Annotated in this window: 15 protein-coding genes; 9 read left to right on the top strand and 6 right to left on the bottom strand. The window is 38.6% G+C overall.

The window, feature by feature from the left end; translation table 11 throughout:
- Nucleotides 1-16: 16 nt before the first annotated feature.
- The 9 genes from tal to P0077_RS14945 all read left to right on the top strand — a co-directional run bounded on the left by tal (nucleotide 17) and on the right by P0077_RS14945 (nucleotide 14,382).
- Nucleotides 17-1,111 carry a transaldolase gene (gene tal / locus P0077_RS14985; protein ID WP_276166019.1) on the top strand — a complete coding sequence of 365 codons (1,095 nt, stop codon included), beginning with the start codon at nucleotides 17-19 and terminating at the stop codon, nucleotides 1,109-1,111.
- A gap of 532 nt (nucleotides 1,112-1,643) precedes the next feature.
- Nucleotides 1,644-3,209 carry a sulfatase family protein gene (locus P0077_RS14980; RefSeq protein WP_276166018.1) on the top strand — a complete coding sequence of 522 codons (1,566 nt, stop codon included), beginning with the start codon at nucleotides 1,644-1,646 and terminating at the stop codon, nucleotides 3,207-3,209.
- Nucleotides 3,210-3,246: 37 nt separating this feature from the next.
- Nucleotides 3,247-4,836: a sulfatase gene (locus P0077_RS14975; protein WP_276166017.1), complete on the top strand. Its 1,590-nt coding sequence runs from the start codon at nucleotides 3,247-3,249 to the stop codon at nucleotides 4,834-4,836.
- 33 nt (nucleotides 4,837-4,869) lie between these two features.
- A complete protein-coding gene (locus P0077_RS14970; RefSeq protein WP_276166016.1) occupies nucleotides 4,870-6,786 on the top strand; it encodes a glycoside hydrolase family 97 protein in 1,917 nt (638 codons plus the stop codon).
- 186 nt (nucleotides 6,787-6,972) lie between these two features.
- On the top strand, nucleotides 6,973-8,499 hold the full coding sequence (locus P0077_RS14965; protein WP_276166015.1) for a sialate O-acetylesterase: 1,527 nt from the start codon (nucleotides 6,973-6,975) through the stop codon (nucleotides 8,497-8,499).
- 34 nt (nucleotides 8,500-8,533) lie between these two features.
- Complete coding sequence (locus tag P0077_RS14960) at nucleotides 8,534-9,979, top strand: sulfatase family protein (RefSeq protein ID WP_276166014.1); 1,446 nt, start codon at nucleotides 8,534-8,536, stop codon at nucleotides 9,977-9,979.
- Between the two features lie 200 nt (nucleotides 9,980-10,179).
- Nucleotides 10,180-11,469, top strand: coding sequence for a DUF6786 family protein (locus P0077_RS14955; RefSeq protein WP_276166013.1), 1,290 nt, complete (start codon nucleotides 10,180-10,182; stop codon nucleotides 11,467-11,469).
- A gap of 13 nt (nucleotides 11,470-11,482) precedes the next feature.
- Nucleotides 11,483-13,075, top strand: a complete 1,593-nt coding sequence (locus tag P0077_RS14950) for an alpha-L-fucosidase (protein WP_276166012.1) — start codon at nucleotides 11,483-11,485, stop codon at nucleotides 13,073-13,075.
- A 266-nt stretch (nucleotides 13,076-13,341) separates the two neighbouring features.
- Nucleotides 13,342-14,382 (top strand): family 43 glycosylhydrolase, encoded by a 1,041-nt coding sequence (locus P0077_RS14945; RefSeq protein WP_276166011.1) that lies wholly within the window; start codon nucleotides 13,342-13,344, stop codon nucleotides 14,380-14,382.
- Between the two features lie 317 nt (nucleotides 14,383-14,699).
- On the opposite strand, the gene P0077_RS14940 is transcribed toward P0077_RS14945, so the two are convergent.
- The 6 genes from P0077_RS14940 to P0077_RS14915 form a co-directional block, all read right to left on the bottom strand.
- Nucleotides 14,700-16,739, bottom strand: coding sequence for a sulfatase-like hydrolase/transferase (locus P0077_RS14940; RefSeq protein ID WP_276166010.1), 2,040 nt, complete (start codon nucleotides 16,737-16,739; stop codon nucleotides 14,700-14,702).
- A gap of 82 nt (nucleotides 16,740-16,821) precedes the next feature.
- Nucleotides 16,822-18,357 carry a glycoside hydrolase family 30 protein gene (locus P0077_RS14935; RefSeq protein WP_276166009.1) on the bottom strand — a complete coding sequence of 512 codons (1,536 nt, stop codon included), beginning with the start codon at nucleotides 18,355-18,357 and terminating at the stop codon, nucleotides 16,822-16,824.
- 25 nt (nucleotides 18,358-18,382) lie between these two features.
- A complete protein-coding gene (locus P0077_RS14930; RefSeq protein WP_276166008.1) occupies nucleotides 18,383-19,975 on the bottom strand; it encodes an arylsulfatase in 1,593 nt (530 codons plus the stop codon).
- Nucleotides 19,976-20,069: 94 nt separating this feature from the next.
- A complete protein-coding gene (locus P0077_RS14925; protein WP_276166007.1) occupies nucleotides 20,070-20,726 on the bottom strand; it encodes an SGNH/GDSL hydrolase family protein in 657 nt (218 codons plus the stop codon).
- Complete coding sequence (locus P0077_RS14920; RefSeq protein ID WP_276166006.1) at nucleotides 20,723-23,269, bottom strand: alpha-amylase family protein; 2,547 nt, start codon at nucleotides 23,267-23,269, stop codon at nucleotides 20,723-20,725. Before P0077_RS14920 ends, P0077_RS14925 begins: the two co-directional genes overlap by 4 nt.
- Before the next feature lie 115 nt (nucleotides 23,270-23,384).
- The gene (locus tag P0077_RS14915; RefSeq protein ID WP_276166005.1) at nucleotides 23,385-24,860 is read right to left on the bottom strand and encodes an arylsulfatase; all 1,476 of its coding nucleotides are present in this window, start codon (nucleotides 24,858-24,860) and stop codon (nucleotides 23,385-23,387) included.
- Between the last annotated feature and the right edge of the window lie 28 nt (nucleotides 24,861-24,888).

Below are 24,888 nucleotides of genomic sequence, written 5' to 3'. Positions count from 1 at the left end.
ATCTAAAAATATAAAGATGAACAGACTACATAAAATTCAGGAGCATGGCCAAAGTATCTGGCTTGATCTATTGGACAGAAAATTAATGGATTCCGGGAAATTAAAACAACTTATTGAAGAAGATGGCCTACGCGGTCTAACTTCCAATCCCGCTATTTTTGAAAAAGCAATTAGCAACAGTAGCGATTATGATGAAGATATCATAAGCCTATCACAAAAAGACTTGGACACCCAAGGTATCTTTTTTGAACTCGCTATAAAAGACATTCAACGGGCCGCAGATATATTCAAACCGGTCTATGACCAAACCAATGGAATAGATGGTTATGTAAGCCTAGAGGTCTCCCCTCTTCTGGCCAAGGATTCCCAGGCAACTTTTGAACAGGCGCAAGAGCTTTGGAACAAAATTGACCGTAAAAATGTAATGATAAAAATTCCAGGTACCGAAGAAGGCCTAGAAGCCATACAAAAATGTATCACAGAAGGCATAAACATCAACGTGACGTTGCTTTTTGGTTTAGATAGATATAGGGCCGTTGCCGAGACGTATTTAAAGGGCTTGGAAGATAGGGCAGCCGCCGGAAAATCCGTTAGCGAAGTGAGTTCCGTAGCTAGTTTTTTCTTAAGTCGTATTGATGTACTGGTAGAACCCTTATTAAAAGAAAAGGGATTGGAAGACTTGAACGGCGAAGTGGCCATTGCCTCTGCAAAGAAAGCATATGAAATCTACAACGAGGTATTTACCACGGACCGCTTTAAAGAACTAGAAGCGAAAGGAGCTAAACCGCAGCGGTTACTATGGGCAAGTACCAGCACCAAAGACCCTTCGTTTAGAGATGTAAAATATGTAGAGGCCCTTATTGGAGAAAATACCGTCAATACAGTCCCTATGGATACCCTTGACGCTTTTCGTGATCATGGAGAAGTAACCGATAGCCTGAGCACTGATTTGGATAAGGCCACAATGGCTTTGCACCGAATAGACCAGTCAGGAATTGACATAAGCGATTTAACCCAACAATTAGAAGATGAGGGAATTGAAAAATTCAATACCCCTTTTAATACGTTGCTGACCAGTATAGAAAACCAGAAAAAAGAATCCGTGCAGTAATATGTAATATTCACAATGGAGATAAAATCATATACTACCAACCGTAGTATATGATTTTTTTGGTTCTGGACTTAAAACTAGTACTGATTTGTTAAAATTCTAGATAGAAAAAATCCCTAGCAAAACTTTTAAATTTTGATAAAGAAGGCAGAGATAGTATTTGAAAGATTCAATCAATGTACGTCTTGTTTTAAAAAGTGACAAACCATCTCAAAAATTTAAAATGACCAAAGAGGAGATAAAGGCAGATAGATTGACCTGCCCGTTTTTACCTCCCAAGCCCCCTTGTTATTCCTACGACAATCAGGCATCAGATTATTCTAATTGCCTTCAGCAGTATTCCCTTTAACGGGGTTTTTTATTCCCATGAAAATTTCAATAACGAAGCATTAAAAGTCATTTTATGCAAAAAAAGTATCGAAAGGTGTAATTTTTATAGTGGCTATATTCTTTTACACCAACTAACTTTAAAAAATTTTTGATTGAAAGACCATTCGATTAACTCAACAAATTAACCTCCAACTTTTTATAAATGAGAAGATTCATAAATCATTTATGTATACTGCTAGTCTCAACACAATTTTATTGTTATTCACAGGAAGACCAAAGAACAAGTCAATTCCCCAACGTCATTTATATTCTCGCAGATGATTTGGGCTATGGCGATATTAAAACCTTTAATCCCGAAGGAAAAATTCCAACCCCGAACATAGATGCAATGGCTTCCAATGGTATAAAGTTTACAGACGCCCATACATCATCCGCTGTTTGTTCACCAACCCGGTATGGCATTTTAACAGGCAGGTACAATTGGCGCACATCATTAAAGAGTTCCGTACTAAGTGGCTATTCCAAGTCTTTAATAAAACAGGAGCGGACAACCATTGCAGAAATGCTTAAAAGGCAAGGATACAATACTGCCTACGTAGGCAAATGGCATCTGGGTTGGGATTGGGATATTTTAGACAAGAACCCTAACCTTGAACACGATAAACTAAACATAAACCCTAAGGTTAATTTTAGTACTCCTATAAAAAATGGCCCATCTACACACGGTTTCGATTATTCTTTTGGTTTTTCCGGTTCACTTGATATGGCACCATATGTATATGTAGAAAATGATAAGGCCACGATGTTACCTACGAAAACTACCATATCGGTGGATGAAAAAGGATTTTGGAGAGAAGGTTTAACTTCAGATGATTTTGTACATGCAAATGTGCTCCAAGATTTGACCGATAAAGCGGTTCAATATATCAATCAGAACGCTAAAGACACCTCTCCTTTCTTTTTGTACTTTCCGCTACCGGCCCCTCATACACCTATATTACCTACAACAGAATTCTTAGGAAAAAGTAATACCAACATGTATGGTGATTTTGTTATGCAGGTTGATGATGTTGTTCGTCAAATCCGGGAAACTTTAATTAAACAAGGCATCTCGGAAAACACCCTTTTGGTTTTTACCAGTGATAATGGGTGTTCTCCTAAAGCTGATTTTGAAGAGCTCGCAAAAGTAGACCATAATCCGAGTCATATCTTTAGAGGTACAAAAGCGGACATCTATGAGGGGGGACATCGCGTGCCTTTTATTATAGAATGGCCCAAAAAAGTATTGAAAAATTCAAGCTCGGACAAAACCATATGCACAACGGATTTTTTTGCCACCTGTGCAGAACTAACGGGTTATCAAACTCCAGATACCGAAGCCGAAGATAGTTTTAGTATGCTCCCAATATTAAATGGGGACAATACGGCGGAGGTTCGCGAATATATAGTTCACCATTCTATTGATGGGTCCTTTGCCATTAGAAAGGGAGATTGGAAATTAATAGCCTGTCCTGGATCTGGAGGATGGAGCTATCCAAGATTACAGGATATCAAACGTGAAAAACTGGAGCTACCCGCTATGCAACTCTTTAATTTAAAAGAGGATATAGGAGAAACGAAAAATTTAATTGTAGAACATCAAGAGAAAGCCCAGGAGTTAAAAACTGCTCTCAAAAAGATTATTCTAGATGGAAGGAGCTCCATTGGGACAACTCAAAAAAATGACGGAATGGAGGGTTGGAAACAAATTGAAACAGTTATTAATTAAGATTTCCCTCCAAACAAATCAACCAACACCTCAACCAATGCAACGATTTTATATATCCATTCTATGCTTGTTTTTTGTTTGTTCAACCGCTTGTCAAAAACAGCAAAGTAGCGATCGCCCTAACATTCTTTTTATTCTTGCGGATGATTTGGGCTATACGGATCTGAGCTGTATGGGCAGTACCTTCTACGAAACCCCAAATATTGATCGAATCGCAAATGAAGGAACCAATTTCACCAACGGTTACGCAGCTAGTAGGGTCTGCAGTCCTTCACGGGCAAGTATAATGTCTGGCAAATTTCCCGCTAGACATGATATTACCGTGCATATTGGGTCGCCTTCGGGTGAAGATTGGCGAAAAAGGAATCGCTTTACAAAATTGCTTCCCGCTGAATATCAGCATAATCTGCCCAAAGTGTATATAACAATGCCCGAAGCATTAAAGCAGGCAGGGTACAAAACATTTTTTACCGGAAAATGGCATTTGGGGGACAAAGGTTCTTGGCCGGAAAATCATGGATTTGATATTAATGTTGGGGGTTGGAGTTCAGGAGGTCCAAGGGGAGGTTATTTTTCACCCTATGAAAATCCCAAATTAGAAAATAGAAAAGATGGCGAGAACCTTTCCCATAGACTGGCCAAGGAGACCGTGAACTTTATTCAAGAAAATAATCCGCAGAATACCGGAAAACCTTTTTTTGCTTATCTCTCTTTTTACGCTGTTCATTCGCCCATTCAGACCACAGAAGAAAAATGGAGAAAATACAGAGATAAAGCGGAACAACAAGGAGTAGCGCAAAGCGCATATAAAATGGGAAAATTTCTACCTATTCGACAAACACAGGACAATCCCGTGTATGCAGGATTGGTAGAACAAATGGATGAAGCCGTTGGTCACGTTCTTTCTGCCCTGGATGAGTTGGGACTTGAGAAAAATACGATTGTGGTATTCACCTCTGATAACGGAGGCGTAGCGGCAGGCGATAATTTTTCTACAAGTAACAAACCTTTGAGAGCCGGCAAAGGATATCAGTTCGAAGGTGGCATAAGGGAGCCCTATTTCATCAAAATCCCTGGACTATCCAAAAGAGGAGAAAAAATTGATTATCCTGTTTCAGGAACAGATTTTTATCCCACATTATTAGAATTAGCGGGCGCTCAACAACTCCCCCAAGAGCATAATGATGGAATAAACCTCGTTCCACTATTCAAAGGCAAGGTTTTGGCCGAACGTGCCCTTATTTGGCACTTTCCCCACTACGGAAACCAAGGCGGAGAACCTTCTTCTATAATCAGAAGAGGGAACTGGAAACTCATCCATTACTACGAAGACGGAAGAAATGAATTATATAATCTGTCCAAAGACCTTAGTGAGACCACAGATCTAACGGAAACCCACCCTGACAAGGTGCAAGAACTTAATAAAGAGCTGTTCGACTATCTGACCGAGGTTGGTGCCAAATTCCCAATACCTGACCCTGAATACTCCGAAACTCAAGCAATCGAGTTTTTGCACAAAATGGAATATGATAAAATGCCAGCATTGGAAAAACAACGGATGAAGATGTTATCCAATGAATTTGACCCCAATAGTAACTGGTGGGGAAGTAAAGCAACAGTAGATTAAAATGATTCAGGTAAAAATTTAACAAATACAATAATGCGTAGAATTTTCTTTTTTATTGCACTCTTAACAGGCTTGTCATCGTGCCAAAAACCTCTTGACAATTTCACCCTAAGTTCTCCGGAGGGTAATCTTTCCTTTGATATAAAACTAATTAACAACAAGTTGAATTATCGTGTACACTCCGAAGATAAAGAGAGTATAGGTCTTTCAGAACTAGAAATTATTCCAAACGCCTCAGTAACTATTCTAGATGCTTCCGAAAGGGAAAGCAATAGCACCTGGAATCCGGTATGGGGGCAACAAAGCAGCATTAATGACCATTTTAAGGAATTACAACTAAATATAGATATGGATGGCATAGAGGGTAAATTGCTCGCTAGGGTCTATAATGAAGGGGTTGCTTTTAGGTTCGTGCTCAATGAAGGTGACAAACCAAAGGAGGCCCTATTAAAATGTAATTATAATTTACCTGACACAAGCAATTATTATACTCCTGCAGGCGAAAGCGAACCGTTAGGCCCTTTAGATTTTCAGGGGTTGAGCGATTATTTAAACGAAAAAAATCGTAAAAAAAGAAAAATAAGTGTTCCCCTAGTAGTGGAATCGCCGGATCAAGGCTATATAGCATTATTAGAATCTGACTTATATGCCGCGGAAGGTATTGACCCGATACAGCTGAATATAGCCGGTGCGGAAGAAAAAATAATAGCAACGAACAAAGTGGAACTAAACGAAAAGGAATGGGTAAGTCCGTGGCGGGTAATTCTTTTTGGAAAATCCGCTGGTGATTTAGTTGTGAACACCGTACCTATCAATTTAGCAACTCCATCAAAACTTGAAAATACAGATTGGATAAAGCCTGGTAAAACATTATGGGATTGGCGTGTTCATGGTTATACAGCTCCTGATGGTTTTGAGTATGGCATCAATACCGAAAGTTACTTTCGATTTATCGATTTTGCGGCTGAAAAAGAAATCGACTATTTCCTAATTGATGATTCTTGGTATAAAAAGGTAACCAAAGGACACTTTGAACTTTCGGATAAACTTGACCTCCAAAAGGTCATCGATTATGCTGCGGAAAAAAAGGTAAACCTAATGTTGTATTACGACAGAAGACATGGTGAATATGGTGACGAGGAACTATTTCCATACTATCAGTCTTTAGGTATGAAAGGCATTAAGTACGGGTTTATGGGCAGCGATGTTGATTTTACTAAAGATGCTATTCAACAAAGTGCTTTAAGTAATTTACTGATCGATTTTCATGACGGGCCGGTACCTTTAACGGGAATACGACGTACCTACCCTAATGCCATTACCCGTGAGTACTGTCATGCACAACAAGATTCACGACGCGCCTTTACCCCTGAATCGTTCATTAAAATGGCACTGATAAATGCCATTACAGGTCCTTTGGATATGAACAACGGTAACTTTGATCTAACGGGAATCAACAACGGACTACGGCAAAAAGGACCAAGAAAAACGAATAGCTATTTTTCAACCGTTACTTCCGAAGCCGCTAGAACACTAGTCATTTTTAGTGGTCTAGTCTGTATTCCTGATGCGCCGGAGGCGTATACCGCCAAGGCCGATTTGTTTGAGTTTATTCAAAAATTACCTGTTGGCAAATGGGACGAGAGCCAGATTCTACATTCCAAAATAGGCAAATATATTACAACGGCAAGACGCCATGGTAAAGAATGGTTTATTGGTAGCGTATACAACCAAGAAGGAGGAACTTTAGACATCAATCTAGATTTTTTGGAGGAAAACCAAGAATACGATGTTACTTTTTATGAAGACACACCAGAAACCCATTGCAAGACCAACCCTGAAGCTTACCAGGTACATAAAGGAAAAGTAAAAAAAGGCGAGATAATTAAAGCTGTAATGGCTCCAGGCGGCGGACATTGTATGTGGATAAGGCCTGCAAACGGTAAATAATTCTTATGAAGAACTTTCTATGGGCCTATCCCCTAATTGTTATATCTGTACAACAACATGCGAGAATGCTATTAAGATTAGCTGAGCCTTCTCGTGATTCAAGAGTAAATAGGGGCTTGATAAAACCGAACAAGCCGGTACGCCAAGCCAACTAATTCCCTCAAACTAAAATGTCTTATGTGTAAAATGACACGATTAAAATACTTAATAGCTTCCTTATTGATTTGTCTTGGTACGGCCATGGCACTTGGCCAATCTTTAAAAGCTGCTCACATTTTCGGCGATGATATGGTATTGCAAAGAGAAAAGCAAGTTCCTATTTGGGGTACTAGCTCACCAAATGAAAAAATAACGGTTTCATTTGGCGGACAGTCAAAGACCACTCAATCAGGTGCCGATGGCAAATGGATGGTAAAACTAGACCCTTTAGAAGCATCCTCAGACCCCAGAAAAATGATTATTACCGGAAAAAGTGAAGTTACTATTTCTAACATTCTGGTTGGAGAGGTTTGGATATGTTCCGGGCAATCTAACATGTTCTTTCCAACATCAAAAGTACCTGAAGCAACCGGTCTCATACCGTTTATCAAAAATATTAGAACTTTTGATGTTCAAAACACTGTAGCCTTAGAAGAACAAGAAGAAGTAAAAGGACAATGGCAAGCAAAGCACCCTAACAGCGCAGTAGCTATTTCATTTGCCTACTTTCTACATACTATCTCTGATGTACCCGTAGGAATTATAAAAACGGCATGGGGAAGCTCATCCATTGAAGCTTGGATGCCAAGAGAAATGACCGAAGTTCTACCTCACTTCAAGACTATAATGCAAGAGTTTGATTCAGACAGCACAAGACTTGCACGTATCAAAGAAATTATAAGTACTGCAAGTAAGTGGTCTAACAAAGATGACATCTATTTAAGACGCCAACCTAATATTTTGTACAATGCCATGATGCACCCGCTTATTCCTTTCGCCTGTAGAGGTTTGCTATGGTATCAAGGTGAGCGAAATACACGTTACATGTCCGGTATGCCAGAAGTTGGCAAAAACAACTGGTTTCACCGCGTGTCCGGCATGCGAGATTATGAAGACGTTCTTAAGAAATGGATACTTAATTATCGTAAACAATGGCAAGATCATGAAATGCATTTTATGGTTACCATGCTTCCCGGTTATGGCGGAGGACCTGAGAACCAAAAAAAAATAGACCCAGAAAGTCCTACCGCACCATCTTGGGCCTGGATGCGCGAATCGCAAATGGCCTCGCTTGACCTTCCCCATACTTCGGTAATCAATACTATTGATTTAGGGGATGTAACCAACATTCACCCCACGGACAAACTTCCCATAGGACAAAGAGCAGCTCTTCTTGCTGCAGATAAAACACTCCATAAAAATGTTCCTTCGGAGGGACCTTCTCTAAAAAATATAAAATTAAACGGAAACAAATTAGTCGTCTATTTCAATAATTCAACCGGACTGAGAACTATAAACATGAAAGTTCCTTCCGGTTTTTGGATTGCGGATGATTCAAAAAAATGGGTTTCTGCAGAAGCGGTGATTGACGGCGAATCTGTAATTCTGAGTTCTCCGGAAATAGAGAAACCTAAATATGTTCGCTATGCTTTTGCAGGTAAGCCTAATGTAAACTTAGTGAATGCGTATGGGCTTCCAGCTTACCCGTTTAGAACGGATAATTGGGACAAATAGTCAGCCTGTTTTTAAGTATCAGAAAACTCTTAAAATGGATATCAAACCTTCCTCGATTTTAATAAAAGTAATAGGCATTCTATCCATGCTCTTTTATTGTTCCGCTTTTTTAAAATTGCAGGCTCAAGAAACGCCGAACATTGTTATCCTTTTTGCGGATGACCTAGGTTACGGCGATTTAAGTTGTTATGGGGCTCAAGATGTTATTACAACTCATATAGACAAGCTGGCCAGTGAAGGGTTACGGTTTACGGATTTTCAGGTGACCTCGTCAGTTTGTAGTCCTTCCAGAGCATCATTACTAACAGGTCGTTACCCCATGAGAAATGGATTTCCAGTTGCTCAAAGCGAAATTGAAAAGCATGAGAACTATGGCCTGCATCCTGATGAAATTACAATAGTGGATATACTTTCGGGTAAAGGGTACTCAACTCTGGCTATCGGAAAGTGGCATTTAGGTTTTAATGAGGGTTCTCGGCCTATTGACCATGGTTTTCAACATTTTTACGGTTTACAATCCAATTGGCATAAAAGCCATCCTGACTTAGACGACCTCTATAGCGACGATAAAATAGTAAAAGAAAATGTTGCTTTTGAAAGCCTAATGAAAAGATACACAAATAAGGCTGTTCAATTTATAGAAGAGAATAAGAAGAATCCTTTCTTCCTTTACCTCGCATATCATGCAGTTCACTCCCCTATTCTTCCTAGTAAAGAATTTATAGGAACTTCTAAAGGAAGTCTTTACGGTGATTTTGTACAGGAACTTGATCATTATGTTGGTGAATTAATGACGTCAATAAACAAAAATGGTCTTGATGAAAATACAATTGTTGTGTTTTTGTCCGATAATGGTCCTGCTATTTGTCATTATGGAGGTTCGGCAGGAGCATTAAATGGAGGAAAATACACAACTATGGAAGGAGGTTTTCGCATTCCGGCAATCATCAAATGGAAAGGAAAATTTGCCACAGGAGTCAATAACACTATGTTGTCTTCTATGGATTTGCTTCCAACTCTAACATATCTAGCCGGTGCTGAACTTCCTAAGGATAGGGTAATTGACGGAAAAGATATCTCCTCCATTTTAAAGTCGGGAGAAGGAGGCTCACCACACGAATTTGTATATTATTATAACGGAACGAACTTACAGGCTGTAAGAAAAGGAAAATGGAAACTTCATCTGCCTAGAACATCAGAAGACCAACCTTTTTGGTCTAAAAACAAGAACGAAAAACCGTTCTATGGAAACAACTTAAAAAATATCTCATGCAAAGGGCTTTTAGTATTGGGGCGCCCACTGTTATTTAATTTGGATACTGATATGGGTGAGTTGACGGACATTTCCAACATTCACCCAGAAATTGTAAAAGAATTATTAAAAGAAGCTAATAGGGTCAGGTCAGAATTAGGAGATGTGCATAGTACCGGTAGTGACCAAAGAGTACCGCCGTTTAAGGATATTCAAGAAAAAATGTAAATAGAGAAGACAGGTAGAGTTAAAACTGCTATTGTGAACGGGAAAACAAAAAAAGACGCTCTACTTGCAAACCTTACAATCTTAAACAGATGTAAATTAAACTACCTATGTCTTAAATAAGCATCCTGACCTCGTAAATGAAATGGATTCGATTGTAGAAACATAGAAGCCAAAAACGAAAGAATGAACAAAATATAACCATGATGATGAAATCACTATTTACAAATATCAAAATCGGAATTCTACTATCTTTCATTTTAATCGTTAGTGCATGTAAAGAAGATTCAAAAAAAATAGAAGGACCTAGTAAAACCAATGTATTGAAGACGGTCGATAAAAGTACTATTACATATTCCGATGACATAGCTTTTATGAAATCATATATTGATGTAATTCAGATTTCTGACGCTTCTGGCACGTCTAAAGTAGCCATATCCGCGGCACTTCAAGGTAGGGTTATGACAAGTAGTGCTTCAGGAGAGGACGGAAGAAGCTATGGTTGGATCAACAAAACTTTATTTGAATCAAAAGATACTTTAGAACATATAAATGCCTTTGGCGGAGAAGAACGTTTTTGGTTAGGACCGGAAGGTGGCCAATATTCAATCTTCTTTAAAAAAGGAACTGAATTTACTTTAGAGGATTGGTATACACCACACCTTCTTGATCTAGAACATTTTGATGTAGAAACTCAATCTAACGATAAGGTTGTATTCACAAAAAAAGCATCGCTAAAAAACTATTCCGGATTTCAGTTTGATTTGGGAATTCGACGGGAAATTTCAATTCTTTCTAAAGAAGATTTACAAAAAGAATTGGGACTGAATTCGCTTAGTGACAGCATTAGATCCGTGGCCTATAAGACTACTAATACTCTAACGAACATCGGAAAATCCGATTGGAAAAAAGAAACAGGACTGCTTTCAATTTGGTTGTTGGGAATGTACAACCATTCCCCAAATACTACGATTATGATACCGTATACTGAAGGTGAAGAATCGGAATTAGGAGTGGCTGTAAACGATACCTATTTCGGTAAAGTGCCTTCCGACCGACTGGTGGTGAATGAGAACATAATTTACTTTAGTGGTGATGGCCAATATAGAAGTAAAATTGGTTTATCCCCTTCGAGAGCCAAAGATATTGCTGGCTCTTACGATTCCAAAGAGGGTGTTTTGACTATTGTGAAATATAACAAACCAAAAAATGAGACCGACTATGTTAATTCTATGTGGGAAATTCAAGACAACCCTTATAGTGGGGATGTTGTAAATGCCTATAATGATGGAGCGCCAGCACCTGGCGAAACACCTCTGGGACCATTTTATGAGTTAGAAACATCATCGCCAGCTTTAAAATTAAAATCTGGAGAAAGTGGAACACATGTGCAATTAACCTGTCATATTGAAGGAGATGAAAAAACGTTAAGCCCCATCATACGTCAACTTTTTAGAGTGAATATTGAAAATGTAAAAAAAGTTTTTAAATAATTATACAGATAAAATGAGCATTAAAAATCTAATTCCCATAGCAATTACAATCCTTATGTTCATGGCTTGTAATACAAATAAAACGAAGAAAGAAACTGTAAAACCTCCATATGACGGAAGCTGGGAGTCCCTTCAAAAAATGCCGGTACCCAACTGGTTTAACGATGGAAAGATTGGAATTTTCATCCATTGGGGGCCGTATAGCGTCATCGGCCACCGAAAAAGTGGTAAAGGATATGCCGAACATGTTCCAAAACTTATTTACTCAGATTCATCTTATTATTACCCATATTTACGAGAACGCTGGGGAGCTGCCCCACCAGAATTTGGTTACAAAGACATTATTCCCGAGTTTAAGGCAGAGAATTGGAATCCTGACGAATGGGCTGAACTTTTTGCCAAAGTAGGCGCAAAATATGTTGTTTTAACTGCAGAGCATCACGACGGTTGGGCCAACTGGGATTCAGAATTGACACCGTGGAACGCGGTAGACAAAGGTCCTAAGCGAGATTTGGTAGGAGATTTAGGGACTGCGGTCAAAAAAGTAGGTTTAAAATATGCTCCATCCTACCACAGAGAAAGACACACTAGCTTTTTTACAACAAAACAGTACGTAGTTGATGCAGAACCACATTATGATATTTTGGAGGAAATCAAAAGAAATCCAGAAGCAAAATTGCTTTATGGCCCTTTTGGATTCAGCAAAGAAGCTGTTGATGAATATGTAAGCCGTTGGAAGGAAATTCAGAAGAAATACCAACCCGACTTTTTGTGGATCGATGATATTCCGATTTTTACTAGAGATGGAAACAACACGCAAGTAGAACCCAAAGTGTTTAAGCCAGAAATACAATATCTGTATGACCAGAACAGGTTAATGATTACTGATTTTATGAATAACGGAATTGAAAATGGACAGGAAGTTTATGTCAATAACAAAGGATCAAATAGAAACTGGCCTGACGGGGTAGGATGTTTGGAAAAGGATAACTTAAAATTAGAAGTAATTGGTCCAAAATGGCAGAGCTGTACCACCTTTGGGACCTCCTTCGGCTATTTAGAGAATGACACTTATAAAACAGTAGCTGATATTATTACAGAGATGGTGGAGGTAATCTCCCGAAACGGCAACTTTTTAGTGAATATAGGCCCCAAGGGCGATGGCACTATTCCCCAAGAGCAAATAAATCGATTGCACGAAATGGGTAGGTGGCTGGATATAAACGGTGAGGCTATTTATGGAACTCGATATTGGAAGGTAAACGACCAAAAAGAAGCAAACTTAGCTTTTACTACCAAAGGAAAAACTTTGTACGCAATTGCATTGGAAAAGCCATCTTCTTGGATAACGATCGAGGCTACAAAAGGCTGGAAAAAAGAGGAGGTTAAATCTGTAAATTTACTAGGCTATAATGGCGAGGTTGAATGGAATATAACAAATGAAGGCTTGAAAATACTTCCTCCAAAAGATTTGGGCAAGAGTAAATATGCCTGGTCTTTTGAGATTGAAACGGCTAATGAACAACATGCCACCACCGCAATACAAACAGATGCAGATAAAGCTTTGAAAGGGACTAAAAAGGTTGATTTGGATGGGAAGCATTAAAATAAGTCTATGTTTCTTCCTCTGCCATTGTTGGACAGTAAACGGTTTGCAACACCTTACCTAGATATTTTAGTTGAAATAGATATGTGTTCAATCAAGCCTATAAGCAACCAGCATATTCACCCTAAAGCAATTATATAGAACATGAATTTTTACTATACCTGTGCTTGAAAAAGGAGATAACAATCATAATATATTCTCCCAATAAAGTCCAGCATCAACTTTATCTTTTTAACTAAGTCATTTAATAGAACCCCATCACACCTATGAAACTAATAAATCAAAACAGTTTAGGTTACTTTAAAACTTTTATGGCAATTGCCCTAATTTCTTTAGTAAGCTGTAAATCGAAAAATGAAAATAAATCCATAGAAACATCATCGGTAAAACCATCGAATTCAAATTTTTATAATTTTACCTATCAAGAGATTAAAGGTATTGGTCCTGATAGTACCTATAACAGACGTGATAATAGTGACATTATAAAAGTAGGAGACACGTATTATGTTTGGTATTCTAGAATGGATAGTCCGGTAACCTCCGGTTATTGGGCTACTATTTGGTACGCAACCTCAAAAGATGAAGGTTACACTTGGCAAGAACAAGGTATGGCTCTTGATATAGGAAAAAAAGGGGGATTTGATAGCCATTCCGTTTTTACACCTAATATTCTGGTCTACAATGGTAAATATTACCTGTATTATACCGGTGTGCAACCAACGCCAGGAAACCCGAACAATGAATTTGAGGGAAACCATACAACCGACTTTACGGCAATCGGACTTGCTGTTTCCGATAGTCCTGAAGGTCCTTTCAAAAGAGTAGAGAACAATCCTGTTTTGACTGTTAGTGAAACCCCGGAAGATTTTGACAGTTACAGAATAGACGATGCCAGCATGTTGGTCAAAGACAATAAAATATGGCTCTTCTATAAAGGAAGATCTATTGTAGATGGAGCAAAAGGGCCAGGTCTAACCGAAATGAGTGTTGCATACGCAGAAAAACCTGAAGGACCCTTCATAAAACATAAAGGTTCCCTTTTAGATAAAAGCCATGAAGTTTTGATATGGAAAAACAATACAAATATTGCCGCGCTTACCTCAATAAGCAAAAGTATATATAGCGCTGATGATGGCATACATTTTTCAATTCTGCAAGATAGTCTAACCCATATTCCTAAAGCACCAGGCTTATACCGACCCGATTTAGAAGATGGAAATACCGCTACAGAAACACCAGGTTGGGGCATAGCAATGAAAGGAAAGAAAGGTCAAGTTCATTTAGTTCGTTTTGAAATGAATAAGTAGAAAAGTAATTACTATAATCCAGTAAAAAATAATATAGACTCAACTTTAACCTGTCTTTAGCATCGCTCCTAAAAATGAGATATGAAAAGATAATAATTTCGATTTCTGAACGGCCCGTATTACAGCTCTAAGTCAAACCACTAAATCCATTTAGCCGTGGGTGTGCTTAACGGAATGCTTTTAGTGGGCGGCAATAGTAGAGTCTTGAAATTATTTTATTTTATAGATTTGAAAATCACCCCCCTATTTAGACAACTTTATATTCAAAATCAGCAACTAAAAAAGGTTCTATTAGCTATAGTAGCCAAATATCGCCTTTAATGAAAAATCAATTCCGCAGGAATTGTTTCTCGTGTAAAACCTGGCCCACTCCATTCCAAATTAAATTGTGGCTTTCCTTTTCTTCCATTTTTTAAATAAAGCCGAATTGGATGCAAGCCTGCCTCTAACCGATACTTCCCTCTCATATTAGAGTTTTTGACATATTCGAAGTCGGCATCAATAACCGTAGATTCATGTATGCGCAATACTCCACTGCGGCCAGTTCTTAGGTAAAAATTATATTCTCCATCAGAAGGAACTTTAATATACCCTTCAAAATAAGTTACATCACTTTCCTCTTTACTATTTATGGCCGACCTTATTTCATGAACGACTCCAGCATCCACAGGAGATAAGCCTTCAGTACGTGGCACCCAAGGAAAATACCCTTTGAAAGATTTGTAAACAATACCCTTTTTTAAATTTTCTATTGATACGGAAGGAACCAGAGCATCGTCATAGGGTCTGGCAGCACTTGGGTTCGGCATCCTTTGCTGCAAAACGGCGCCTTTCATTTCTTCTTGTAAGGATTTGAAATTAGCTTCTGAAGCAAGATTTTTGGATTGTCGCGAATCGTCGATTACATTATAGATTTCAAAATCATCGTTTTCCGATTGAATGTCGTATCGAATGCCTACATAATCCCCTTTTCGAATCATCTGCATTTGATTCCGTCTTCGTTTTCTTAAATCACTTGCGAAAGCATCATATTCAGGGGTTTTCCCAGATTCGTAGTACTCAATATACACGTTACTTTCAGGCTGATCGCCAATACCTTTTAAAGATGGCAGTAACGATGTGCCATCCGTAACCGCTGGTGCGGGAATCCCGGCAATTTCTGAAAAAGTAGGCATCCAATCGTATGAGATACTAGGGCTTTCAACTACGGTTTCTTGTTGAATTGTGCCTGGCCACCGTGCTATAGTAGGCATCCGAACGCCGCCTTCCCAACAATCTCTTTTAATACCTGTAAATGGTCCATAGCTCTCAAAAAATGTAGGTACAATCGGTTGGTTATCTAAATAGGACTCCACCGAAGGACCATTATCAGATGTAAAAACTACCAATGTATTATCATCAATATGTAAGTCTTTTAACAGCTGAATAATATCACCAACGGCACTGTCAATTCTACGCGTATCGGTAGCATAGCGTTTATATACATCAGGCCACGCTACGGGTTTCTTTGTCCCCTCGGGAATATACTTGGCATTGGCATAATCAGGATGCACCCATGAATCCACCGTACCACTTGCCGTATTTATCATTTTGTCCGGTTCGCCTGTCCATTGCAGGCCTCCTTCTAAACCGCCTCCTTTTGGGTAGGCTTGGGTAGGCAACTCTAAAACTGCGTGTGGCGTATCGTAAGCCAAATACATAAAAAACGGCTTGTTACCTTCTTCACCTTGCTTGTGATCTACGATCCATTTTTTAGCTGCGGCAGTCCATAAATCCGCTGTATAACATTTATCTAGATCGGGAGTAATATTTGTACGGTTCTCGTACACCTCTTTTGTACCCCGGTAAATACCTTCTTTTGGGTAATGCTCATGTCCATCTCCATGGCGAATGTATCCCAAATAATAATCAAAACCTTGATTTAATGGATGGGAGGGCCAATTGGGACCTTTGCCCTTACCTTGCAAACCCCATTTACCTATAGCCGCCGTTTTGTAATCTGCTGCCTGCAGAATAGTGCCTAAGGTATGGTTGTTTGCCAGAGCTTTGTCAAACTGATTGTCCCTAATGTTAGCATGACCCTGACTTTGCCCTAATAAAAGGGATGCCCTAGACGGAGCACAAACCGGGGCAGCAGAATAATGGTGAGGCATTAACGCTCCTTCTGCGGCCATACGATCTAAATTTGGGGTAAATTCCAACTGAGAACCAGTTTTTCCCTTATTGGTCCTCTGCTTTTGAAATAATACGCCTAGATCACCAAACCCTAAATCATCAGTTAGAATGAAAATAATATTCGGTTTCTGAGAAGTATCCCAGGTATTTTGTGCGCTTACATCCCAACTTAAAAAAATCATTAAAATTACAATAGTTGCGACACATCTTATTTTGTTAAAATGACCCATGCGTAATATTTGTTACCTGTTCTTAATTCAATTATTATCGGAAAACAAAAGTGGTTACTGATTTTCTGTTCAGTGTATATTTATCATTCCCCTGTTTTTCTAAATCCTTACTTTTTAAGTTCTGCTCGGCGTCCGTTACATAGCAGTTCACTTTCTTGAAGGATTCAAGATCTAGTGATAACATTAAATCTACAGCCGTATTCTTTTGGTTCACGGCCACTACCACCACGCTGTTATCCTTATTTTTATATGCCGAAATCAATACCCCATTTTGCAATGTTTCCGTGGAGGTATCGTTTTTATAGATTGCAGAAATTCTTGAAGCTCCAGGGCGAATGAAACGGGAATAATTACCAAAGGCCCAGAGCAGTTTTGAATCATAAATATCCCCATCGTCAACGCGCTTATCATGATATACCAATCCGTCCTTAAAATCATAGGGACTCATTGCCAGCCACCAATGCCATGCACTCGCATTGGCTATCGTGAGGTCTGCATGTATAACACGTGCTACATATAAAGCAGTTTGCATAGCTACCCCTCTCCCCTTGCCTTTGATTTCTTCGTTATTTTCCAAGATGCAGTATTCACTCATCCAGTATTCTAAAAATGGGTATTTATGTAATTTTTCCGCTATGCGTTCTCTCTCCCTTTTAAGTTTTTCAACATTCCAAGTAGTAAAGTAACTATGTGCAGCCACCTTGGGTGCCAGACCTTTAAGATTACCCAAGAAATGAGGGTTATCCGGATTAAAAAAGGTTTCTATTTGATCGCTTCTATTTGGATATTTCTCTTTACTTCCCGTTAAATAGTCAATGGCACCGGCTTCTGTGATTTCTATCTTCGAGGATATATTTCTAGATTGAAAAACAGAGTCGATCATCCGAGTTGCGGACGCCAGCTCGTCATTATTCCAAGGTGAGCCTTCTTGCCCTCCTTTCCATTCCCATTGTGGTTCATTAAAAGGACTGGTATAATTAAAATCAATCGCTAAACTATCTTTAAAATGTTTTAGTACATCAGCGAGGAAGTTGCCATAAGCTGCATAGTTTTCTGTGGACAAGTTTGCCGATTTACCATTGGTAGAATGTCCCTTTCCATTCATTGTCATTGATACGGGCGGACTGTTTGAAAAGGCTATGAACTGCTCTACCCCATTTTTCTTAGCCGCTTGCAAAAACCATTGCTGCCCTGCTTGTTTTTGCCAATCGTACGAAGAACCATCATCTTGCAAAAAACCTTCGCTACGTCGCCAAGAATCCTTTATACCACTTTCACCGCCCTGTCTAGCACTGCCTGCACCAATATTGAAACGCCATGCTGTTAAACCGATTCCTTTTGGAGACCCCATTTTATCCGTTTCGGTACTAAATAACCATTCTGCAACTTGGTTTCTTTTGACCTCTGGCCAAAGCCCAACATATTGTGCCGCCCAAGCATCTGAAGCAGCAAAATTATGAATGGTCTGAAAAGAAGTAGCTGTATCAATTTCTATAGAAATCACATTTTCTTGTCCTGATACAAAACAAAAATTACTAATTGCTAAACCGAATAAAACCCATCTTTTCATCTTGAACCTGAATATCTAAATTGTCCTAATTATTTTCCCCTTTGGAAACTGTTAGAATATTTCCCTTATCCGTATACAGTCCGTTTCTAAAATCCCCTTCACAGACTTTAAGAAGTTCCTTTTTAAGAGCCTCCACTTTTATGGGGTGTTCACCAGAGAGGTCGTGCTCCTCTTTATAATCATCGGGTAAAAAGAAAAGTTCAAAAACGTTCTTTTTCAAATCGGTTCTAAGCTTCCACCCTTCCTTGGTAATTAATGTGGGCCCGGTATATGATGAATAGACAATTGACGTATGCTCGTCACCTTTGCTTGAACTAACTAACTCATCGTAGAAAGAAATACCGTCCGTATGAAATGTTTTGCTAAAACCCGTGGCTTCCGCCAGTGTAGACAACAAATCGTAATTGGCAATAAGACGCTCACTGGTTTTTCCAGGTTTGACCTGGTCAGGCCATCTAATTAATAAAGGAACCCGGATGCCGCCTTGAAGGTTACTTCTTTTCAACCCAGCTTGTCCGCCGTTTCCATCAAATACATCACCCGCTAGGTGGCTATAATATTTGTGTGCTACATTATCGAACCGCTTACCTGTTTCAATATTTGCATACGGTTTTAAAACTCGTCCTTCTTGAGCGTAATAGATTTCATGACCGTTATCCGCAGTAAAAATGACAATTGTATTTTGGTCTAGTTCCAATGCTTTCAATTTTTGCATAAGCTGCCCCACATTATCATCCAACATTTTAACCATAGAGGCATACTCCTTCTCTATTGTGGTCAACCGATCATCGTTTATAAAATCAGAATGTATCTCAGGAATAGACACAGGACCGTGCGGTAGTTGAGTTGGGAAGTATAGAAAGAAAGGTTTATCTCGGTTGGCCTCCATAAAATTCAGGGCTTTATTCATAAAAAGGTTCTGAGAATATTGTACTTTACCTTTCAAATTATGCCTTTCTGCACGATTTTCCGGGGTTTCCGGCTCACCAGATTTTCCACTATTGGCAAGGGTATTCCCTTTAATATTTACCTTTTTACCATTTTCGAACAAGAAAGGAGGATAAAACCCATGTGCACGTACATGATCTAAATACCCATAATAATAATCCCATCCATGTCTCTTCATTTGCTGGTCCGTAGCCGAAAAACCCCATTCTAGCTTACCTATTTGCCCAGTTTTATACCCTGCTTCTTTTGCTATTTGTCCTAAAAACACCTGGTCTTCCGATATAGGACGAAGGGCTTTATTTATTCTATTTTCAATTTGAGCGTAGGATACGTTTTCTGTACTTATTTTTTTGTACATGGCTCCAGGAGTAATCTCAAATTTCTCAGCTCGGCAATCTCTGAGACCTGTAATTAGAGAAGCCCTTGCTGGTGCACATAACATATTGGAATAGGCGTTCGTAAAACGCATTCCTTCTCTGGCCAATGCATCTATATGAGGTGTTTTAATAATTTTTTGACCTTCTTGACCTAATAATCCAACACCTAAATCATCTGCATAAATCAAAATAATATTCGTCTTCTTTTTTACCGTTTTACTATTCTTATTCGAATCGCACGAAGAGAACAGAACGCACAACATCAATGTTACTAAAAAGGTTATTTTACTCATGTATTCTTAAGTTTTTCTAACTGACTTTTAGAATTTTATGGCGTTAAATCTGACTAGTTCGTTGGATAAACAACTCTCTTTATATACGTTGATTTCAAATGGATTTTAGATGTTTTTCTATACTTCTTACAACGGGTTCGGAAAGAAGTTTGTAACCTTTTTTTGTATAGTGTACATCACCTTGACCTGAAGCGTGTTTTCTATGTACTTTTTTTGCGAAACTATGTATATCATTAACGGTGATGCCGTGTTTTTTCATAACCGCTAAAGCCACTTTGTTATATAGATTATCAGATTTTACAACACGACCTACCTCTCCTTTTGGCACATAACTGGTGGTAGCGAAAATTAGTTTGGCTTTTGTTTTTTTCAAACGAACAACCAGCTTTTCGAGATTTTCACCATATTCCGTTGGAGTGTAAGTAACGGTTCCGTTTCTCTTATCTCTATTGCCGCTCTCTTTTGAGTCAGGATGTCGATAACACAAATCCCATAGGCCCCAATTAAAATGAATAATATCCCATTGTGTTTCTCCCAACCACTCTTCTATTTTCTCTAGACCAGTACCGGTGTGTTGGGCATTGCCTTCATTGTGGAATACATTGGCCCTATCCTGCAAAGCCGTTTTTACATAGGGAGTATAGCCTATAGAAATGGAGTCGCCTATAATGAGAACGTTAGGCTTGGTGTCCTGTTCAAAACCTACTAAAATTCCACATAATGCGATAATCAGAAGTAATTGTTTTTTCATTCGTACACATATTTAATAAATTTATAAGAAGCAGGGTTATCTATTTTGAACCTTGCTATACCATCTTCCTTTATATATACCGATTTAGATTCTCCACCTTCCAAATCTGTGAACACTACGTTTGTGTTTTTTAAAAACCTTAATTTCAATTCCGTTTCAGAATCATTATTTTCTAACTCTCTAAACAATAATAAATAACCTGATTTTCTATTCTCTTTATACCACTGAAAACCCGACCAAGTTTTATTATTGGGTTCATTACCAAGAGAAAACACATAGCTATCGTACATCTCCTTTCTATGTTTTTTATAAACCTTTAATAGTGCTTTTATTTCTTCCCTACTGTTTTGCTCGTAGTTTTGAGTTTCTTGAAAAAACAAAGGAGTCCCTACTAAACCGATGGCTACAGCATAAGGGTCGGTATGCAAATACGCATCGCTGACCTTTTTATTGGTCATACCGGTATTTTGAATAGAAGTTTGAAACTTATTGATATTTGTATAGTTGGTTAAATGCCAAATATCCCTTAAAACCAAATGTGGAATATAAACCACATTTTCAGGCTTATCCGGTTTGCGGTTTTCTAAATAAACACTGCCGTACTCTTTGGCCCAAAAATATCCAAAACGTGGTGCATTCTCTGTTAAATCCCAATTAACACGAACTTGCTGGTTGGTATACAGAATAAACTTTCTAATTTTACCCATGAGCTTTTCCATATTCTCATGCGTACCCAAACTTGCAAAATCTAATTTATAAGTGACAAAATTGGCCTGGTCAGAACTGTTTTTTAAAGCTTCATAGGTAACTGGCATTGCCGCTGCCCACAGTCCAAGCTTCACTCCCGTTTCTTTTGATTTGTTTACAACGTTCTGCCATCCTTCTGGATACCAATCTTTGCGTAAACCCCAATCATTATTCTGCCAACCGTCATCAATTTGTTGTATATCGATACCTAAATCTGCCTGAGATTCTAGCTCTAGCAATATATTCTCTTCTTGGGAAGCCGTTTTGCCCCTACCAGAACCCCACGTATTTGCCTGTATATAAATGTCCCTATCTTCATCTATAGGGTAACGAATACGATCAAACTTTTTAAGAGCCAGCTCACTCCCATATTCACCACCCGAATAAGCAATGCTCCATGATGGCCAACACCATTTATATTCTTCACTATTCAATTCCGAAGAAAACAGTGATGTTCCTGTATTCTCAATACCATTTTCACCAATGATAAACTCACCTGTATCTACCCCATATTGATTGACGCATTTGTGTGATTCTTTAACCACTATAATCCCAGAGCCTTCTTCATCTACTCGCACCATATTGCTCCATTGAACTTTTTGCGTTTCCTCTACCCGGGAGGTCTCTATCTTTATCAATGGCGTTTCCGTTTTATTACGGTGTTGCGTATCATTATAATATCCTATATGGGTCGTAGTTTTATTTTTGTTTGAAACCGGTAAAAAATCGACGCGGCCTGTAGCTACCATTTTTTCTGCTTGAATAGCTTCTCCACAATCAATGTACCCTATTAAAGAATACCCGTTAGGTGCTTCGGTTCTCAACTCTTCCAAGCGATTTACCATATTAGAAGAAATTTCCACTTTACGATTGCCCTTTTCATAAATGAAAACCTCGCTTACTTGAGCACGTTTGCCTTTTACTTTATCAAAAAAAACACGAAAAGTACCGTCATGTAGAATAGTTGAAGGCAAGTCCATTTGCCTAGCCTCATAGAGCCGCTTCTCATTTTTATAATCCGGCAATTTTGCCTCCTTAATTACTTTTTCATTAATTTCACCATCAACACTAGTTACCCTAACGTTCTGTACAAGCCCTTCTCCTTTAAAATCCCACCAAGTAAAACCAAGTTTATATTGCTTTTCCGGGTCTAGCCCTTTTACATGGTACTGTACCGAATTTTCATTTTGCGCAGTTGTTGCTATATATCTTTCAGCAGTCTCACCTGAGAAATAATCAAAATTTGACGTACCATTTACTAAATCATAACTGAAATTATTTTTAGGTCTCAAATCCGATTCATCCATATATTTTTTCGCATCACCTTTAATAAAAAGTTGGGTACGAATACCTGGTGCATCAGGGTATGCCCAAATAACATATTTAACCGAGCTCTCTATTTTAGGGTATCTAAACTCGGCAACTATCTCAATATGCTCAGATGTAAATTTTTCATCATCAGATCTTTTCGCCCTCAAGGAAATTAAATTTCCTTTTGTTTCGCCATTAATTAAGCCGTAGTATGCCCAATCACATTTTACACCAACTGATGGTGCGGAGTACGTTTCATCTGTTTCTAAATTTTTAAACGATGTTGTTATAAAACCACTTTTTGTTAATTGCCAAGTACGTTCTACGTTACCCGTAGAAACTATTAACCGATTTTCTATAGAGCGTACATTTGCTTTTTTAAAACTGAAATCTAGCGATGGTAGAAGTCCTTGCGCTTTATCTTGGCATGACGCAAAGTGACTACAAAACAAAAAGATGAAAAAATAATTCAATGGGATTTTCATAATACTCTGATTTCAGAAAAATACATTTTAGGCTAAACTAAAATAGTACTGAAATAAGAGGCCCTGAACAAGGGCCTCTTGTAAAAAAACTCAACTAACTAAAACGATTTTTTTTCTATTTGCTATTTAAATAGGTTTCTTGATTAAATGTAAACACGTCTGATGGGGTCCTTGCTTTTTCAAAGAGTACTTTCATCTCCTCAATGATTTCAGGATTTTTGCTAGCTACATTATTTTGTTCCCCAAGATCCGTGGTCAGATCATACAGTTGAATAGGCACATTGGAACCTTTAAAAACATCATACTTTACAGCCTTCCAATTCCCTTTACGAATGGCCTGTCTACCTCCTTTTTCATGAAATTCCCAATACAGGTATTCATGATTTTTCTGTTGATCGCTGTTTCCTAAAAGGGTGGGTAAAAACGAAATTCCGTCTAAGCCTTCGGGAGCTTCAATACCTGCTATGTCCGAAAAAGTAGGAAACACATCCCAAAAAGCCGATACTAACTCCGTTGTACTACCCGGCTTGATTTTACCTGGCCATGAAGCAATCATAGGAACTCTAATTCCTCCTTCATAAAGATCTCTTTTCGTTCCACGGAACGGCCCGTTACTATCAAAATATTCCGGGTCTGCACCACCTTCCGTGTGTGGCCCATTATCCGATGTAAAAACCACAATGGTATTTTCTGCAATACCCAATTGATCCAATTTGGCTATAATTTCTCCTACTTGTTCATCCAATAAATGGACCATAGAAACAAATGCTGCATGGGGTTGTTCCTGTGAGCGATAAGGCCCTTGATTAAACTCTGGACCGTCATCTACACCTTCATAAGGGGTTTCCGGCGGAAACTCACCTCTGTACTTTTTCATGATTTTTTCAGGAGCCGCCAATTCTGCATGCGGTATAATGGAGGCCACATACAAAAAGAAAGGATTGTCTTTGTTCAGCTCTATAAACTCTAATGTTTTTTCATGAATCAACCCCGGCGCATAGGTTCCGTTATTTCCTCCCGTATTATCCTTAAGAACCAAAGAATCTTTATTGGCCCATAGGTGACCTGGATAGTAATTATGCCCCAACCGTTGACAGTTATACCCAAAAAATGTATCAAAACCTTGGTTTAAGGGATCTCCTTCAGATCCCGGAAACCCTAAGCCCCATTTACCAAAAGCCCCTGTAGAATATCCTGCTTTTTTCATGGCTTCTGCCATAGTAAAGGTATTGTCCGGTAAAGGATATTGACCTTCAGGCATAATTTCTTTATTTCCCCTCACCACGGTATGGCCCGTATGCATACCCGTTAACAAAGCCGACCTGGAAGGTGCACAAACCGTACTACCGGAATAATGCTGGGTAAAAAGCATACCGTCTTTTGCTAGCTTATCTATATTGGGAGTTCTGAATTTTTGTTGGCCATAGGCACTCAAATCTCCATACCCAAGATCATCTGCCAGAATGTAGACAATATTAGGTTTTGTTAAAGACGTATTCGTTTCTGTATTAGATTCGTCTGTATTTTGAACTTTGTCTTTACATGAAAAAAAAACAGAAACCAGTAAAATTGAATAAAGAATTTGTTTCATATGGTGGGCTTAATAAATGCCATGAAAC

Origin of the sequence: Zobellia alginiliquefaciens (assembly GCF_029323795.1) — a bacterium.
Lineage (GTDB): Bacteria > Bacteroidota > Bacteroidia > Flavobacteriales > Flavobacteriaceae > Zobellia > Zobellia alginiliquefaciens.
The sequence above is the reverse complement of the archived record's forward strand: the minus strand, read 5'-3'. Positions and strand labels throughout refer to the sequence as shown.

Bases quoted from the DNA above. Each gene is read 5' to 3' on its own strand.
- P0077_RS14925 (WP_276166007.1), bottom strand. From the start codon at position 20,726: ATGAAAAAACAATTACTTCTGATTATCGCATTATGTGGAATTTTAGTA.
- P0077_RS14960 (WP_276166014.1), top strand. From the start codon at position 8,534: ATGGATATCAAACCTTCCTCGATTTTAATAAAAGTAATAGGCATTCTA.
- P0077_RS14950 (WP_276166012.1), top strand. From the start codon at position 11,483: ATGAGCATTAAAAATCTAATTCCCATAGCAATTACAATCCTTATGTTC.
- P0077_RS14955 (WP_276166013.1), top strand. From the start codon at position 10,180: ATGATGATGAAATCACTATTTACAAATATCAAAATCGGAATTCTACTA.
- P0077_RS14935 (WP_276166009.1), bottom strand. From the start codon at position 18,357: ATGAAAAGATGGGTTTTATTCGGTTTAGCAATTAGTAATTTTTGTTTT.
- P0077_RS14920 (WP_276166006.1), bottom strand. From the start codon at position 23,269: ATGAAAATCCCATTGAATTATTTTTTCATCTTTTTGTTTTGTAGTCAC.
- P0077_RS14915 (WP_276166005.1), bottom strand. From the start codon at position 24,860: ATGAAACAAATTCTTTATTCAATTTTACTGGTTTCTGTTTTTTTTTCA.
- P0077_RS14980 (WP_276166018.1), top strand. From the start codon at position 1,644: ATGAGAAGATTCATAAATCATTTATGTATACTGCTAGTCTCAACACAA.
- P0077_RS14945 (WP_276166011.1), top strand. From the start codon at position 13,342: ATGAAACTAATAAATCAAAACAGTTTAGGTTACTTTAAAACTTTTATG.
- P0077_RS14975 (WP_276166017.1), top strand. From the start codon at position 3,247: ATGCAACGATTTTATATATCCATTCTATGCTTGTTTTTTGTTTGTTCA.
- P0077_RS14965 (WP_276166015.1), top strand. From the start codon at position 6,973: ATGACACGATTAAAATACTTAATAGCTTCCTTATTGATTTGTCTTGGT.
- tal (WP_276166019.1), top strand. From the start codon at position 17: ATGAACAGACTACATAAAATTCAGGAGCATGGCCAAAGTATCTGGCTT.
- P0077_RS14970 (WP_276166016.1), top strand. From the start codon at position 4,870: ATGCGTAGAATTTTCTTTTTTATTGCACTCTTAACAGGCTTGTCATCG.
- P0077_RS14930 (WP_276166008.1), bottom strand. From the start codon at position 19,975: ATGAGTAAAATAACCTTTTTAGTAACATTGATGTTGTGCGTTCTGTTC.
- P0077_RS14940 (WP_276166010.1), bottom strand. From the start codon at position 16,739: ATGATTTTTTTAAGTTGGGATGTAAGCGCACAAAATACCTGGGATACT.